Origin of the sequence: Emticicia agri (assembly GCF_004168285.1) — a bacterium.
Lineage (GTDB): Bacteria > Bacteroidota > Bacteroidia > Cytophagales > Spirosomataceae > Emticicia > Emticicia agri.
Window position 1 is genome coordinate 15,092 of sequence record NZ_SEWF01000037.1, and the last position, 16,189, is coordinate 31,280.

The following is a 16,189-nucleotide window of genomic DNA, read 5'->3' on the forward strand; positions in this document are numbered from 1 at the left end:
CAGTATGGATAACCTTTACCGGTTTATCATCTTTTAGGGCAGGTAATTAGTGTCTATCTCAGTTTTTACGGTTTTTTCGCCACTGACTGGCATTGTTTACAGTTGTAGTGCCATTATCGGCTTTTTTCAATTTGTTTTTATTTTTTAGCAATTCTGCGGCTAATACAGCCACAATTTCCAGTTCGTTTTTATCTGCTTCTTCTTCCAATACTTCGGGCGTAAAGTATAAACTCACAAAACGGGTATCAAAATTACCGCTCACAAAGGCTTCATGGCGCAGGGCAAATTTACAAAAGGGTAGGGTAGTAACTACACCTGTTATCTTAAATTCATCAATAGCCCGAATTATTTTTTCTATAGCTTCGGTGCGGTTATTACCATAGCTGATGAGCTTGGCTATCATAGGGTCATAGTAAATTGGTATTTCCATCCCTTCTTCAATACCGTCATCAATCCGTATTCCGTTTCCTTGCGGACGCACGTAGGTTTGCAAGATACCCACATTGGGTAGAAAATTATTGGCAGGGTCTTCGGCACATACCCGTACTTCTATTGCGTGTCCTTTTATCTGTAAATCTTCCTGTTTAAAACTTAATGGCTTGCCCTCAGCTATATGAATCATTTCTTTTACGAGGTCAATACCTGTAATTAATTCTGTAACGGGATGCTCTACCTGCAAACGGGTATTCATTTCCAGGAAATAGAAGTTCAGGTTTTCATCTACAATAAACTCTACTGTACCTGCGCCATAATAATGACAAGCCTTCGCTACATTTACTGCACAAATGCCCATCGCTTCCCTGATTTCGGGGGTTAATATGGCCGAAGGTGCTTCTTCAATCAGTTTCTGGTGGCGACGCTGGATAGAACATTCCCGTTCGAAAAGATGCACTACATGGCCGTGCTGGTCGCCCATTATCTGTATTTCTATGTGTCTGGGCTGGCTGAAGTATTTTTCAATGAAACACGAGCCATTGCCAAATGCCGATAGGGCTTCGTCTGCAGCTCTATCCATCTGTTCGTCAAATTCATCTTCTTTTTCTACTACACGCATGCCTTTTCCACCGCCTCCGGCACTGGCTTTTATCAGAATCGGATAACCGATTTCTGCAGCTTTGGCTTTCGCTGCCACACGGTCGGTAATGGCATCGGGTGTGCCGGGTACCATCGGAATGTCATAAGCAGCTACAGCATGTTTAGACGACAATTTATCGCCCATGATTTCGATAGATGCCGGTGAGGGTCCAATGAAGATAAGCCCTGCTTCTTTTACAGCTTTGGCAAAACCTGCATTTTCAGACAGAAATCCATAACCCGGATGAATGGCATCTACCCCCAGACTTTTGGCTGCTGCTATGATATTATCGCTTGCTAAATATGATTCTTTAGAGGGTGGAGGACCAATACACACCGCTTCATCGGCATATTTTACGTGGGGAGCGTTTCTGTCAGCTTCCGAAAAAACGGCTACTGTACTGATGCCCATTTCACGGGCCGTCCGCATGACACGAAGCGCAATTTCACCTCTGTTGGCTACAAGAATTTTTTTGATGGCTGGCATATTGAAATCCTATCCTGTGGTTGGTATAGAACTACTAAGTAACAGTAAAATCCGGTTTAATTTTGAATATTTAATTAAAAATCTTGGACATTTTTCATAAAATACCCTATCATGCTTATAGACTGCTTGTTATCCATCTAAAATATTGATACTTTTGTCGAAAAAATGAAGATTTCTTCATCATTTTATTGTTAATTAATCAGGCAACGAACAATTGCATTCCTCTTACCATAATGGCGAAAGATATTTTTGATAAAACAATCAGCGATTTAGGGCATATCGGCACACAGGCAAAACTGCTTAACTCTCACCACTATTATTCATTTCCAAGACTTACAGGCGAATTAGGGCCTTATATGGAATTTAATGGCAAGCGTGTATTAAACTGGTCGTTAAATAATTACTTAGGGTTAGCCAATCATCCGGAAGTGCGTCAGGCAGACACAGAGGCAACAGCACAGTATGGATTAGCTTATCCGATGGGCGCCAGAATGATGACAGGTAATACTGAAATCCATGAGGCATTTGAAAAGGAATTGGCTGCTTATGTAGGTAAAAAAGATTCTTTTCTATTGAATTACGGGTATCAGGGAGTAATGTCAGTAATTGAGTGTATCGTTGACCGTCGTGATGTGATTGTGTATGATGCTGAAAGCCATGCCTGTCTGATAGATGGTATCCGCTTACACAAAGCCAAAGGAGGCGAATATTACAAGTATGTGCATAACGATATGGACAGCCTTGAAAAAAACCTGATAAGAGCTACCAAACTGGCAGAAGAAAGAGGAGGCGGAATATTAGTAATTACCGAGGGAGTTTTTGGGATGTCAGGTAAAGTAGGTAGTCTGGACAAAATTGTTGAATTAAAGAAAAAATATAGTTTCCGTCTGTTGGTAGATGATGCACATGGTTTTGGCACAATGGGCGCTACCGGAGCAGGGGTACCTGAGCATTTTGGTGTGCAGGACGAAGTAGATTTACACTTCTGTACGTTTGCCAAATCAATGGCTGCTATCGGGGCATTTATTGCCGCTGACCCTGATGTGGTGATGTTTCTGAAATACAATATGCGTTCACAAACCTATGCCAAGGCATTGCCAATGCCTTATGTATTAGGCGGTATGAAACGTTTGGAACTTATCAAAAATCACCCGGAATACAGAGAGCAACTCTGGACAATCGTACACGCTTTACAAGACGGTTTCCGTAAACGTGGTTTCGATATTGGCGATACTACTTCGCCTGTTACTCCGGTTTTATTGCATGGCAATTATGACCTGCCAACGGTTACAAATCTGATTCGTGACCTGAGAGAAAACATGGGTATTTTCTGCTCGGTAATTATCTATCCGGTAGTGCCAAAAGGCGTAATTATGCTGCGTATTATTCCTACGGCATCTCATACCTTAGAAGACGTAGAATACACGATGGATTGCTTTGAGAAAGTACAGGCGAAATTACAGGCAGGCGAATATGCCCCCTTGACATTAGCTTAGTTTATATAGTAAAAAGGCCTTTTTTAGGGCCTATAGACAACATTCGGCATACCAAAGCGTTAAAAAGTCAGGCATATACCTGACTTTTTGCTTTTTTTTACAAAAAACAGCGTTTTTTGATGGTATTTTTTGTAGAAAAATTTGTAATTTTTGTCAATATGTCTAACTTGCAAGTAGATTATTTCGTATTTAAGTAGATAATTTCATTCATTAACCAAATCCGTTACAATTACTATGAACAAGTACAAAGAACTCAGTGACCTTGTTGCTTCTTTAGCAGGAGATTTTGACAAATTTTATGATAAAGGCAACAAAGCTGCTGGCACAAGAGTTAGAGCCGGAATGGCACAACTGGCAGCCTGGGCAAAAGCTACAAGAGCCGAAGTACAGTCCATAAAGAATGGTCAATAAAACCACTTTTGTTTACAATTTTGTATAGAGAGATAAGCTCTGCTACTGAGCTTATCTCTCTATATTTTTTCAGGGTGCATCAACGTTGCCAGACCTCTGATTGTACGTCTGGATGTTCCCTTAATAAACACCTCGCCTGTTATCTGGGCCATGTGTTTTTCACGGTCAACGGTCATTACCGTAAATACTACTTCATAATCGGTATCTACAAACATCGGGAATAAATATTCAGTCTCCTGTTTCATATACACTGAGCCTTCGCCCGGGAACTCCATTCCTAAAATACGTGTGAAAACACTACTGCTCAGATGCCCGTGAATAATCGGACGTTTGAAACGGGTTTTAGCCGCATATTCAGGGTCTAAATGTAAAGGGTTTTTATCTCCGGTTACTTCGGCAAATTTCTGTACATCTTCCTGAGAAAAGCGGAATTCGTATTTGTAAGTATCTCCAATTTCTAAAAGCATAAGAATGGGTTTATGAGAAATGAAGTGCAAATATAGGAATTCGGCTAATGAATTCTGACTTCACGGTTAAAATGTGGCGCAAACGTCCCGTTCGCAGTAAGTATTGAAGAGCAGATGATTCCCTTTAAGTAAATCAGCGATTAGTAATAATTAGGTTTTAATTATTTCTAATAGAACTGATTGCAAAATGGCTTATAATCATGGCGAGCTGGAAGCTCGCGCCACAATTTAAAAAGGCGAACCAGTCCATAATCTTCTGGTTCGCCTCTTAATACGCTCAAAAATCAATTAATTCTCGCCTCCCTGCACATCATCATTTCTGATGCCACGTTTGTTCTTTTTGATTGATTCTTTGAGTTTACCAAATTTATAATTCAGGCTGAAATTGAATGTTCTGAAATAATTTCTCTGCTCATTGTATTGCAGGAAATCGGGGCCAAAAGAATCTCTTATGTTTCTTCTGAATTTATTGAAAGGATTATTGAAAGAGGCAGAAAACGACAATTTATCTTTTACTACATCTTTATTGACACTGGCCGAGTAGCCAAAAAAGTGATTAGTTTTTTCCTGAATATTAATATTGGGACCATTATAATTGATATTGACATTCACACGCCAGTTTTTCTCTAATCTATAACCCGATGAAAGATTGGCACCATACATGAGCCCTTTATTTTTGATGAGTTTACCATTAATGATACCCTCTGTCATAGCATAAGCCATTCTGGGGTTGATGCTCATGTTCCATTTTTTTGTAATAGGGTGGTTGAAATTGACCATAACCATTGGCAATAATTTGGCTTTACCCACATTGCCAAATGATGAGCGGGTAATTCCGGTGGCTGGGTCATAAACAATCACAGGGAAAAACATATCTTTAATGAATGTATGACCTACACTGAGGCTGAAAGAACTTTTACCTGACCAGTTGTATCCTATATTAATATCATTGAGAACAGAGGGTCTCAGATTTGGATTACCTGTGCGTTCAAAATTTGGATTTGAGCGGTCAACGAAAGGATTGAGCTGATAAATATTAGGTCTTCTGATACGTTGGGTATAACCGAAATTCAGACCGGATTTTTTAAATTTCCGGTTGATTGAAATCGTCGGAATGACATTAAAATAATTCTGACTTACTTTTGAATTGGTCGTAGCAAAGTTGGCATCCAGCACCGTTTGTTCTACTCTAACACCCGCTTTGACACCCCATTTCTTGAAATTGTACTGATAGGTATTATAGATTCCGTAAATATTCTGCGTATTAGAGAATTTATTACTAAGCTCTTCTAAAATCTGATAATTATCGGTATCAGAATTATAGGTGCGATATTCAAAATTACTTTTATTATTTCTTAGAATACCTTTCATTCCGGCTTCTATCATCAGCTTTTTGATGGGATGAACGTAATCGACCTGTATGGTATGTTCTGAAAACAATTGGTCGTTTAGTTGACGATAATTGGGCAAATCATAGTTGATACGCTCCGAAATGTTAATCACATTATCTTGTCCACTGTCAAAACCATAATATCTGTAAGAAAGGGTAAGTAAACGGTTTTTGTCTGCCTTAAAACCTAACTGATAGTTCAGCGCTGCATCAAAGCCGGATCCTGTGCCATCGCCTACATTATTCAGGTAATAGCGTTGTAAGATTTCACTGCCTTTTGTCAGATCTGAGCTTTGGCTGCTTATGGCATCATTCCTGTTGCCGTTAATGTTAAATTGCCCTGAAATCAGGTTCAGACTATCTAACTCATAGCTTATCTCCAAGCCCAGGTATCCACTCTTGTTTTCCGATTTGTTAAACCCACGCTGGTCGAGTAGGGTCGAAGATTCGCCAAAAGTATTTCGGGTAAGAATAGTAGCAGTCTGAGGATTTTTATACAGATTGGCACCACCAAAAGCCGAGAGTCCCCATTTTCCGATTTTAGCCGAAAGCGACCCACCAATGCCAGGCCCACCCACAGGAAAACGTTCGCTCACATTTAAACTGCCATTATACCCATTGGTAACATTCTTATTGGTAATAATATTGATAATACCTGAAAGCCCCTCAGCATCGTATTTGGAAGGGGGAGTGGTGATAACCTCAATGCGTTGGATAGAGGAGGCAGGCATACTTCTCAATATATCTTTATAGCTCCTTTCGACCATACTTGAGGGTTTACCGTTAATCAATATCCTGAAGTCGCTGTTTCCCTTCAGTTGTATATTATCTTCAGCATCGAGAGAAAGATAAGGCACTTTTCTCATCATATCCAATACACTGAATACTTTGCTTTCGGGGTCAGCCTGTGTATCATAAGAAATACGGTCAACCTCTTGTTTCACTATTTGTTTAGTGGCACTCACTTTTACTTCTTTCAAACCAAGTGCTTCTTCAGTAATAAATATTTTACCCAAATTAAGTATAGTTTTAGTTGAATCTGACAAATCGGCCGACAATGTTTTTCCCTTATACCCAACCCCTGAGATGACGAGATAGTATTTAGCGGGTTTCAATCCGACAAACCTGAATGAACCATCTGCTTTAGAATAATCTACTTTTACAGATACATTTTTGTCTTTCATAAGCGCAACCGTAATAAAATCAGGATTTTTCTGTGATAATGAATCGACAAGTACCCCGGTAATTTGCTGGCCTTTTGCGCCATTTTGCGCGTGAACATAAGTGCAGAGTAGCAAGCCTGCCAAAGCAAGCATGCAAGAAAGTAAGAGCTTTTTCATGAGTTTTTTATTCGTTTTTTTATTTACAAGGCAATAGTTTTCCATCAGGGCAAAATGCCCTTAAAATTTTCACTCATAACCATTTAAAGTCATGCAGTGAAGAACCTTTTATTAGTGATACAGTTTTGTGATTTTAAACTACGACCCTACAAATATATAAAAAGGTACTTTGTAATGCAAGGTAATATGTAAATTAATTTATTGTGTTCATTTGGAAAGGGATACGAATTATTAGATGCCAATCAATGAAAAAAGTTACAGTGTAGCCCTTCATTTGCAATTATTGTTCTATTGAAAGTTGATAAAGCATTCTTTCTTGATGACGGCTATAACAATTGAGATTTTCAGGATATACCATATTAATCAAACATTTAAAAATAACGACTAAAAATTGTAACCTTATTACGTCATTCCTGTTTGAGCGCGATTAAAAATCATGCGAGTATTTTTGATTTAGGGATTGGGTTATCAGATTTTTAATTGCGTGAGTTTGAATGATGGGCTGCTTTTTGGACGCCCAGTCCGGGTTACTTTTTGCAGCTACAAAAAGTAACATCCCGGGATTATGGAAGAAAAAAAATATAAGACATAGCAGTGAATAGTGAACGATTCAAGCTAAAATTTAACTACACAGCAAGAAATCATTCACCATCATTTTTAAAAAAGTTAAACAAATCACTATCTTAGCCCTCTGATAAAAACTATTCACCTAAAATTGTATGAACCATATGACCCATTCGAAAAAATTACTTTACCTATTCTGTTATTTTTTGACTTTTAATCTCTCTGCACAGGAAAATATTCCCTTACCCGAACACCCAAGACCTGATTTTGAAAGAGCCGACTGGCAAAACCTGAACGGCAACTGGGCATTTGAGTTTGATAAAAATGATGTAGGCCTCACCCAGAAATGGCATTCTTCTGCCAAGCCCTTCACCAAAACTATCAGTGTGCCTTTTCCGTGGGGTTCTCCATTATCAGGCGTGAAAGATGAAGCTGATATTGCCTGGTACAAAAAATCAATTACCATTAATCCGTCGTGGAAAGGGAAGAAAGTGTTTGTAACTATTGGTGCCTCTGACTGGGAAACAACTGTTTGGTTGGATGGCAAACTCTTAGGTAGCCATAAAGGAGGATATACACCTTTTTCGTTTGAACTAACCAACGTAAAACATGGGGCGAAACAAAATCTGGTGATTAGGGTAGATGATAAACGCCGTGATTTTACGCTTTATGGCAAACAAGGCTATGGCAATGCCCGTGGTTTATGGCAGACTATCTATCTGGAAGGTCGTGGACAGAACTATATAGATGCTATCCATTTTACACCTGATATTGATAAATCAGAAGTGAAAGTAACTACTTATCTGGCAAAGCCTGCGCCGCAGGATATTGCCTTGTCGGTAAGCATAGATGGTCCACAAAGTACAGCAACCAGACAGACTTTCCCTAAAGGACAAACAGAGTACTCGTTTACAATTCCGATGCCATCGGCTCGTTTGTGGGATTTAGAAGACCCTTATCTGTATAATACTACCGTAAAACTGGGCGATGATGAAGTGAAATCTTATTTCGGTATGCGCAAGATTTCGACTGTGAATCTACCAGGTACCAATTATAAATACATAGCCTTGAATAATAAACCTGTGTATATGCAACTGGCACTTGACCAATCGTATCACCCCGAGGGATTCTATACTTTCCCGACTGATGAGTTTATGAAAAACGAGATATTGATAGCCCGGAATATCGGGTTGAATGGTATCCGTACGCATATTAAAGTAGATGTGCCTCGTAAATTATACTGGGCTGATAAACTGGGTGTATTGGTGATGTCTGACTTACCTAATAGCTGGGGAGAGCCTGATAAAAATGCACAACAGGAATCAGAATATACGCTGAAAGAAATGATTAAACGAGATTATAATCATCCGGCAATTTTCTCATGGATTACTTTCAACGAAACATGGGGTTTGCGTACCAAGAAAGTAGTAAATGGTAAAACCGAAAATATTTATACCCCTGAAACTCAGAAATGGGTAGCCTCAGTTTACAGATTGGCCAAATCTTTAGATGCTACCCGTCTGGTAGAAGATAACTCTATCTGTTGTGGGGCGGGGCATACCGAAACAGATATTAACTCATGGCACGAATACCTGCCCGGGTGGGAATGGGAAAACCATCTTAAAATGATTGATGAGAAAACCTTTGTAGGCAGCGATTTCCATTATGAGAAAGGCTATAAACAAACCGATGTGCCTAATATCAACTCAGAGTGTGGCAATGTATGGGGCTATGAGGGTAGCACAGGCGATTGCGACTGGAGTTGGGATTACCACCGTATGATTAATACTTTCAGAAAATATCCGAAAATTGCAGGCTGGTTATATACCGAACACCATGACGTGATTAATGAGTGGAATGGCTATGTGCGTTTCGACCGTAGCGAGAAAGATTTAGGCGTTCAGGAAATGGTAAAGGGTATGAGCCTGAAAGATTTCCATGCACCATTCTATATTTCAACAGGCAATGAAATCTCAAAAACTGCTCAGGCTAACGAAGTGGTTACCGTTCCTCTTTATGCGTCGTTCATGACCGATAGAACTGATGTAGGGAATAAGCTGACCCTGAAAATAAACTTGTATGGATACGATGCCTTAGGTCAGGAAAAAACCTGGAGCAGCATGGAACGCACGATTGATTATCAGCCGTGGTTGCAGAAAGAACTGCCATCAATTGATGTGAAAATGCCCAACGAAAAAGCAGTGGTAACCATGTCGCTGGTATTGGTAGACAATGCAGGCAATGAATTGCACCATAACGTAATGAATTTTATTGTAGATGCCCCAACACCTGCTGAAATCGTTTTGTTATCGGGCAAGAAGGCCAGACTGGTATCGGTAAATGCCAGAGATTTTAAAAGTGCCAAGTGGTCGGCGAAACAATGGAATGTATTAGACGGACTGAAAATAAACGGTGCCGGAAACGGTTATTTTGAATATGCTTTTAAAATACCATCGGGTCTTGACCTGAATAATGTAGAAAGTGTAGCTTTTGTGGTAGAAGCAGGAGCCAAGCAATTGTTTGCCAAAGACATGGACAAGAAACTGAAAGGCAACGAAAACTATATGCTTGGTGCCATTGCTGACCCTGTACAAAACCCGAATGCCTATGCCATGACCGACATGAAGAAGTTTCCAAGTTCGGTTTCGGTGAGTGTCAACGGTACATTTGCCGGGCGTTATGATTTGCCCGATGACCCATCAGACCACCGTGGAGTATTATCATGGCATAATCAGTTAAAAGACAAAAAACTGCGTGAGGCAGGTTCGTATGGCTATCGGTTAGGTGTAAATATTCCGCAGAAAGCCATTGAAGAAGCCAAAAAAACAGGCGAACTGGTAGTAAGACTGGAAGTGCCTGAAAGCATGAACGGAGGGCTGGCAATTTATGGCGATAAATTTGGTCGTTATCCGTTAAACCCAACTGCCGTGTTTGTCTTGAAATAATCACCAATATCAAACAAAAATGGGCATGCACCGGAAAAGTTTGCATGCCCATTTCTTTTACTTTATACTAAGCGGGTTAATTCTGTTTTGTAGTGGAGCTACCTTGCTCACTTGGCAGTATAATTACTGTTGGAGGAGTGGTAGATGCCTTTCTTGGGCTTGCCACCGGAGCTAAACTCTGCGCAGGTACTGTTTTGCCATTCTGTACAGGTTCTGCTGCCAGAATAGGGCCAGCATCTGTTACACCTGTATCTTTAATAGAGGCCTCACATTGTCTGATAGTCATGGCAATTGATTCATCCATCAAACCCTCTCTGATAGCCTGGTGGTAAAACATAATGGCTCTTTTAAGCATATCTGCTGTTGCCTGTGGAGTATTTTGTCTCCAGGCCAGACGCTGTAATTCAGCCCCTTGTGCTAAGGTAATCTTAGGCAACTCACCACGATTGGGGTCATTAGGGTTTAGGCTAATAAGTTCAATCAGGTTAGTTTTGGCAGGCTCATATTTGCGCATGGCATTATAATCCTGAAATTTTTTAGTAAGATACATTGCATGAGACGAATTAGTTACCTGATCAGCAATCTTGCTTTCTGATTGAAATTCAGGTAATTTCGCACATTCACGGTAACGGAAAAATGCGTCCCAATAACGACCGGCTTTAAAATAATCATCAGCCTCCTGCAATAGGTACGCACGAGAGGTTTGACCAAAAGCTGAAAGTGAGAGTGAAACAATTCCCAACATCCAAAAAAAACGCATAGTCTTCATAAGAAAACAGTTTTATAGTTCTTAGCGGTTTTTAGAAACTATTTGAGTTAAATTTTGAAAATAAAAAAGGATGATTTTTGTGCCAAGACAAGATGTAAAAACCGGAGTTTAGCAAAGCTAAATGAACGGTCCGCCGTAGCGGGATTTTTACAGCGCAGTATTGGACGAAAAGCATCGCAGCGGCGAACCGCCTTTTTTATTTCAATATGTTTAAATTAAATAGTTTCTCACATATTGATTTTGATAATTAAACGTCGATAATAATAAAAAAATTGAAAGAAACCGTTAAAAATTAATTAAAAATTTGAAACGATTCATTATTGAAATAGAAACTTTCCTTCATCAATATAGTCATACATCATTTCTATACAATTTTGATGCCTTTCTGCCATCGCCTTTTACCTATATTTATCTGCCTGAAAAACAGATAGTTATTCATTGTGTGGCTTTAGACCCACCTGTAGCAAATGGTGAATTTTTTCAGGAATTAAACCGGGCTTTTGCTGAAAGAAATTTACGGATTATTCACCTGTGGGAAGATGTGTGGCACACAAAACAAGCCATTGTGCAATCGAGGCTGCTATCTGTTTTAGGGAAATCGGCTACGGTTCCGGCACGGCTTACTCAAAGCAGACGCATTGATAAACCCACTTTAGACGCCTTTCTTGTAGAAAATCACTTACAGATGCCGACAGGGGCGAGGTTTAAATATGGCTTATATTTACCTGAGCGATATTTCAGGGTAATAGACCGCGAGAAGAACAACTTTACAATGTCTTTGGCTGAAACTTTACAACAGAATACCGAGGTACTCATGGCGGTAGCCTCTTTCAGTAATGCAAAGACATTTGTTCGTGAGGGTGTCTCTTACCGGAGTTTTGAACTCATACGATTTGCTAATCTGAAAGGCTTTACAGTAGTAGGAGGGTTCGATAAACTATTGAAGACGTTCATCAAAGAACAAAACCCTGATGATATTATGACCTATGCCGATGCTGATTGGTCAGACGGGGCAAGTTATGAAAAATTAGGGTTTGAACGCATAGAACTTACAGCACCCCAATCATTCAGTCTTGACGACCAATGGCAGCGAGTATGGCAAAAACAACCACACGAAGTGCATGAAAAACAGGTTTGGAATTCTGGAAGTTGGAAGTATCTGTTGAAATTAAAGCAGGAGTAAATGGAAAAGAAACAAAAACTGATAGTCATTCTTGGCCCGACTGCCTCTGGTAAAACAAAATTAGCGGTTGCCTTAGCCGCTGAAATTGGCGGAGAAATTATCAGTGCCGATAGCCGACAGGTTTACAGGGGAATGAATATAGGTACAGGGAAAGATTATGAAGAATATGAGCACGCTTCGGGTCAGAAAATCAGGTATCATTTAATTGATGTAGTAGAAGCAGGAGAAGCATATCAGGTAGCCCGTTTCCAGAAAGATTTTAGAAATGTGTATCAGGATATAATGAATAGGGGTAAAGTGCCCATTTTATGCGGAGGAAGCGGGATGTATATGGAAGCCGTATTAAAAAATTATCAGCATATACAAGTTCCGGTCGATGAGGTGTTAAGGGCTGAATCAGAAAAGGAAAGTTATGATGAACTACTAAAGCAGTTTCAGGAAAATTATCAGAAGATTTACCCGCAGGCTGATACTTCTACCAAAAAGCGGTTAATCCGGGCTATGGAGGTTGCCCGGTTTATGCAGGATAATCCTGAGCATAGCCAGACCACAGAACCTTATCCGGCTTTGATTTTTGGTATCTCAATTCCGACAGAAGTACGTCGGGAACGAATTACCAGACGTTTGTATAAACGCCTGGAAAGTGGCATGATTGAAGAGGTAAAAGATTTACTTAGCCAAGGAATTAATCCTGAAAAACTGATTTTTTATGGGTTAGAGTATAAGTTCATTACCGAATACCTGATTGGACAACTGACTTACGACGAAATGGTCAGCAAATTAGAAGTAGCTATTCATCAGTTTGCCAAGCGGCAGATGACCTTTTTCAGAAGCATGGAAAAAAAGGAACTGACGATTCATTGGCTGGATGGCATGGATACTACAGAAAATCTGGTTAACCACATAATTAGTCAGATTGATAACGAAAATATATAGAAAAAAGAGATTCTTGGTTATTTTTGTAGCATAAACCATTCGGAGACCCATGAAGCGATTGATAATTTTACCTTTACTTTGTTTACTTACCCACATTACTTTTGGGCAAAAAGTACTGGTATTTTATGATACCGCCAATACCTCAGAACTGACCGCATTTATTGAAACCGCTTCCTCAAAAAAGATTCAAACAGATACCACTTCAAATCCGGCACGATTTACTGAAAATACACTCAAAAACTATCAGGCGGTTGTATTTCTGAATACCTCTGCCAATAGGCTGAATTTCAGACAAGCCGCCGAATTACAAAGATTTATACAAGCCGGAGGTGGTTTTGTGGGTAATGGTAAAGCAGCCGAGCGTTCGTATAAATGGCTTTGGTATGAAAAAATATTGGGAGGAGAATTAGCTGAAAATCAACTGGAAAATCCTACACAACTAAGCCTGATTACCAATGCGAGTATTGGCAAAACCATGCTGCCGCCACTCTGGAAAGTTAATGACAAACCACTGATTTTTACTAACCTGCCTACCCGTTGCAAACCTGTCTTGTTAGATGTAATGGGTAAAACATGGGCTTGGTACTATGTTACCGACGAAGGAGGAAAGCTATTTTATACAGCTTTGGGTTGTGAACCTTCTGCTTATGCCAATCCTGACTTTATGAATCATCTTTGGACAGGCATTGAAGAAGTATCAGCCAAAACATTACCTGATTATGCGAAAATTGCCGGAAGTGCTTTGCCCGAAGAAAAAAACTTCCTGAAAATAGTGTTAGCAGATAGTTTACAGAACCCCCTGAGCATAGCTACCATGAGAAATGACAATGTGCTGATGGTAGAACAAAGTGGTTATGTAAAATTGTATGAAGCAAAAAAACGAAAAACGAATCTGATAGGTAAAATTGATGTAGCCAACCTGAAAGCCATCAGGCTTGACCCTGAATTTTATCAGAATGGCTATGTTTATACTTTCGCTGGAACAACGCCTAACGAATATAAAATCGGAAGGATGCAGTTGGTAGGAGATACTACGGTTACGATGACCGATTTTAGTAGTCAATCTACTAACCCTCTGGTAAAAAGTGCAGTTTATGATTTTGAACGCTATGGCAAAAGTCCTTATCGGTTGCCCAAATATTTCGACAGAAAATCTTTCAGATACGACAATGAGCAGGGCATGGTAGTAGAAACATTAGATGCTGATGGTGAGGTAAAAAACATTGAGCCTTTTCTGACAGATATGAAATTCAATTTCGTCACAGACCTGTCATTCGGGGCTGATGGAGGATTATATTTTCTGGAAGATAATCAGTTAAAAAAGATTGACTATTCGGAAGTAAACCGTAAACCCATTGCCATTGCCTCGGCTGATATGCTGACAGGCAATGTGCCTTTAAAGATAAAGTTTTCATCAGGCGGTTCCATTGATTTTGATAAAAACGACAAAATCAGCTTTGAGTGGAATTTTGATGGCGTCAATCAGTCAACAGAAGCGAACCCTGAATTTACTTATACCAAGCCCGGTCCTTATGAGGTAAAGCTGAAAGTAAGCGATGCCAAAGGAGATTCGGCAGAAACGGTATTGAAAGTTGTGGCAAATAAGGCACCTGTGAAAGGCCGCAAAAAATAACCACCCTTCCCAGCAGCAGAAAGGGTGATTGGTTCATGGCTACTTAGTTGGAATTTCAATAATAAAAGTTGTATTGGGTATTACGCCCTCTGTGCGGCAACTCAGTTTTTCGCCTACGTTTTTTACTAATAGATGAATCTTCATGGTGGCGTGTTCACTTTGTTTCTGAATCAGGTCTTCAATCTGTTTGAATACAAATAAGGGTTTTACCTGTATGGTTTCTGTATTAAGATTGGTTTCTATTTCCTGAAAAAACTCCATTCGCTCGCCTAAACGCTTTTTTTCCAATTCAAGAAATAAAATAACGGTTTCTATTTCCTGCGCTAAAGAGATATTCTTTTGTTTGGAATTAACAGAAATTGATTTGAGCAAATTGCTGAACTCGGTCAGGTATTGGGCAGCTTCCATCGGGCTATGCAGTAATACATACTGCTTAATCGAATTAAGGTTACTATATAAAAACTGCGGATTACCCATAACGTTTTCTAATTCCTGTATCTTGGCCACAATGTGCGACTCTCTTTTTTGTTTCAGATAATTGGTCAGACTCCATAAAAAACTAATCAGCAATAACAAACCCATTGCCACATACAAAAACACGTTCATTATCACTAACAAAAGAGTGGGATAAAAAAAAATCATAGCGATGGTTGTTTCTGGCTTCATACAAAGCTATTCAAATGCCTATATGGTGTAAAGGCACAATTAGTATTTGGGGGATTTTATCCTATATCTGGTAGTTTTGGGCAGGTATTTGGGGAGTGGGTGGGAATCGAAAAAAAATAGCTATCAACCAACCAAATTGGACTGATAGCTAAATGCCTTTAATAAGAATATTATTAATTATAAGCTATAATAAACTCCAAAATTGATTCTAGCTTCGGTGTCCAGATGGTATTCTTGATAGGCGGCTTCCAATCCTAATTTGAAGTGTTTGGAGATAGTGTACCTGTATTCAATACCTGCACCAAAACCCAACGACAGATATCTTTGGAAATAAGGTGGGTTAGGAATATACTCTAATCCGACAGGTGGGTTCTTGTCTGGATTAATCATATACCCGCCGTATCTGAACTGTGAAGATATCACAATACCAGCAGAAGCACTAATACCCCAAAAATGTGATTTACGCTTATAAATACCCACTAACAACCCTGTGTTAAGTTTTTTCGAACTGCTTTGCAAGTATGAGATAGTATATGGGTTAGTAACTAAGGCCAAATCGTTCACACTATTATATCTCTGTGCATTAGCAAAACTTAATTGCGATTGAAACGCTATCCGCTTGGTTAGTTGCCGCTCATATTTAGGTGTGAAATTATAACCCTTTATATCACCAGTGCCAAATAGCGTGAATCCTCCTGATAACCCTATGGTGTTTTTCAATTCACTTTGGGCTAAAGAAGAAAAGCTGATAAATGTTGATACTACAAGTGTGATGGTGGTTTTCATACAGAGATGGTTTAATATTGTCTTAAGTACTCAATCTTTTTC

12 protein-coding genes are annotated in these 16,189 nt (G+C 39.5%); 6 read left to right on the forward strand and 6 right to left on the reverse strand.

The annotated features are described in order from the left end of the window. Positions 1 to 58 precede the first annotated feature (58 nt). Entirely contained in the window at positions 59 to 1,561 is a 1,503-nt protein-coding gene (locus EWM59_RS20335) for an acetyl-CoA carboxylase biotin carboxylase subunit (protein ID WP_130023087.1), read from the reverse strand. 233 nt (positions 1,562 to 1,794) lie between these two features. Here EWM59_RS20335 and EWM59_RS20340 point away from each other — a divergent pair, with 233 nt between their 5' ends. Beyond that, the gene (locus EWM59_RS20340) at positions 1,795 to 3,057 is read left to right on the forward strand and encodes an aminotransferase class I/II-fold pyridoxal phosphate-dependent enzyme (RefSeq protein WP_130023088.1); all 1,263 of its coding nucleotides are present in this window, start codon (positions 1,795 to 1,797) and stop codon (positions 3,055 to 3,057) included. Positions 3,058 to 3,291: 234 nt separating this feature from the next. Continuing rightward, complete coding sequence (locus EWM59_RS20345) at positions 3,292 to 3,468, forward strand: BF3379 family histone-like protein (protein WP_130023089.1); 177 nt, start codon at positions 3,292 to 3,294, stop codon at positions 3,466 to 3,468. Positions 3,469 to 3,527: 59 nt separating this feature from the next. On the opposite strand, the gene EWM59_RS20350 is transcribed toward EWM59_RS20345, so the two are convergent. Both EWM59_RS20350 and EWM59_RS20355 read right to left on the reverse strand, forming a co-directional pair. Further along, complete coding sequence (locus tag EWM59_RS20350) at positions 3,528 to 3,935, reverse strand: MaoC family dehydratase (protein WP_130023090.1); 408 nt, start codon at positions 3,933 to 3,935, stop codon at positions 3,528 to 3,530. Between the two features lie 288 nt (positions 3,936 to 4,223). Then, complete coding sequence (locus EWM59_RS20355; RefSeq protein WP_130023091.1) at positions 4,224 to 6,665, reverse strand: outer membrane beta-barrel family protein; 2,442 nt, start codon at positions 6,663 to 6,665, stop codon at positions 4,224 to 4,226. Between the two features lie 770 nt (positions 6,666 to 7,435). Here EWM59_RS20355 and EWM59_RS20360 point away from each other — a divergent pair. Further along, the gene (locus tag EWM59_RS20360; protein WP_229239399.1) at positions 7,436 to 10,174 is read left to right on the forward strand and encodes a glycoside hydrolase family 2 protein; all 2,739 of its coding nucleotides are present in this window, start codon (positions 7,436 to 7,438) and stop codon (positions 10,172 to 10,174) included. Between the two features lie 76 nt (positions 10,175 to 10,250). On the opposite strand, the gene EWM59_RS20365 is transcribed toward EWM59_RS20360, so the two are convergent. Then, on the reverse strand, positions 10,251 to 10,934 hold the full coding sequence (locus EWM59_RS20365) for a hypothetical protein (protein ID WP_130023092.1): 684 nt from the start codon (positions 10,932 to 10,934) through the stop codon (positions 10,251 to 10,253). Between the two features lie 313 nt (positions 10,935 to 11,247). Here EWM59_RS20365 and EWM59_RS20370 point away from each other — a divergent pair, with 313 nt between their 5' ends. Genes EWM59_RS20370 through EWM59_RS20380 form a run of 3 tightly spaced genes read left to right on the forward strand, consistent with a single transcriptional unit; the run spans position 11,248 to position 14,695 of the window. Further along, entirely contained in the window at positions 11,248 to 12,126 is an 879-nt protein-coding gene (locus EWM59_RS20370; RefSeq protein ID WP_130023093.1) for a PDDEXK family nuclease, read from the forward strand. Further along, a complete protein-coding gene (gene miaA / locus EWM59_RS20375) occupies positions 12,127 to 13,062 on the forward strand; it encodes a tRNA (adenosine(37)-N6)-dimethylallyltransferase MiaA (protein WP_130023094.1) in 936 nt (311 codons plus the stop codon). Positions 13,063 to 13,111: 49 nt separating this feature from the next. After that, positions 13,112 to 14,695, forward strand: coding sequence for a ThuA domain-containing protein (locus tag EWM59_RS20380; RefSeq protein WP_130023095.1), 1,584 nt, complete (start codon positions 13,112 to 13,114; stop codon positions 14,693 to 14,695). Positions 14,696 to 14,734: 39 nt separating this feature from the next. Here EWM59_RS20380 and EWM59_RS20385 read toward each other — a convergent pair whose 3' ends face one another. Next, entirely contained in the window at positions 14,735 to 15,361 is a 627-nt protein-coding gene (locus EWM59_RS20385) for a histidine kinase (protein WP_130023096.1), read from the reverse strand. A 177-nt stretch (positions 15,362 to 15,538) separates the two neighbouring features. Continuing rightward, positions 15,539 to 16,147 (reverse strand): outer membrane beta-barrel protein, encoded by a 609-nt coding sequence (locus EWM59_RS20390; RefSeq protein WP_130023097.1) that lies wholly within the window; start codon positions 16,145 to 16,147, stop codon positions 15,539 to 15,541. Positions 16,148 to 16,189 lie beyond the last annotated feature (42 nt).

What these genes read in the sequence shown, in the direction of transcription:
- EWM59_RS20335 (WP_130023087.1), bottom strand. Translation starts at nt 1,561, where the DNA reads ATGCCAGCCATCAAAAAAATTCTTGTAGCCAACAGAGGTGAAATTGCG.
- EWM59_RS20340 (WP_130023088.1), top strand. Translation starts at nt 1,795, where the DNA reads ATGGCGAAAGATATTTTTGATAAAACAATCAGCGATTTAGGGCATATC.
- EWM59_RS20345 (WP_130023089.1), top strand. Translation starts at nt 3,292, where the DNA reads ATGAACAAGTACAAAGAACTCAGTGACCTTGTTGCTTCTTTAGCAGGA.
- EWM59_RS20350 (WP_130023090.1), bottom strand. Translation starts at nt 3,935, where the DNA reads ATGCTTTTAGAAATTGGAGATACTTACAAATACGAATTCCGCTTTTCT.
- EWM59_RS20355 (WP_130023091.1), bottom strand. Translation starts at nt 6,665, where the DNA reads ATGAAAAAGCTCTTACTTTCTTGCATGCTTGCTTTGGCAGGCTTGCTA.
- EWM59_RS20365 (WP_130023092.1), bottom strand. Translation starts at nt 10,934, where the DNA reads ATGCGTTTTTTTTGGATGTTGGGAATTGTTTCACTCTCACTTTCAGCT.
- miaA (WP_130023094.1), top strand. Translation starts at nt 12,127, where the DNA reads ATGGAAAAGAAACAAAAACTGATAGTCATTCTTGGCCCGACTGCCTCT.
- EWM59_RS20380 (WP_130023095.1), top strand. Translation starts at nt 13,112, where the DNA reads ATGAAGCGATTGATAATTTTACCTTTACTTTGTTTACTTACCCACATT.
- EWM59_RS20385 (WP_130023096.1), bottom strand. Translation starts at nt 15,361, where the DNA reads ATGAAGCCAGAAACAACCATCGCTATGATTTTTTTTTATCCCACTCTT.
- EWM59_RS20390 (WP_130023097.1), bottom strand. Translation starts at nt 16,147, where the DNA reads ATGAAAACCACCATCACACTTGTAGTATCAACATTTATCAGCTTTTCT.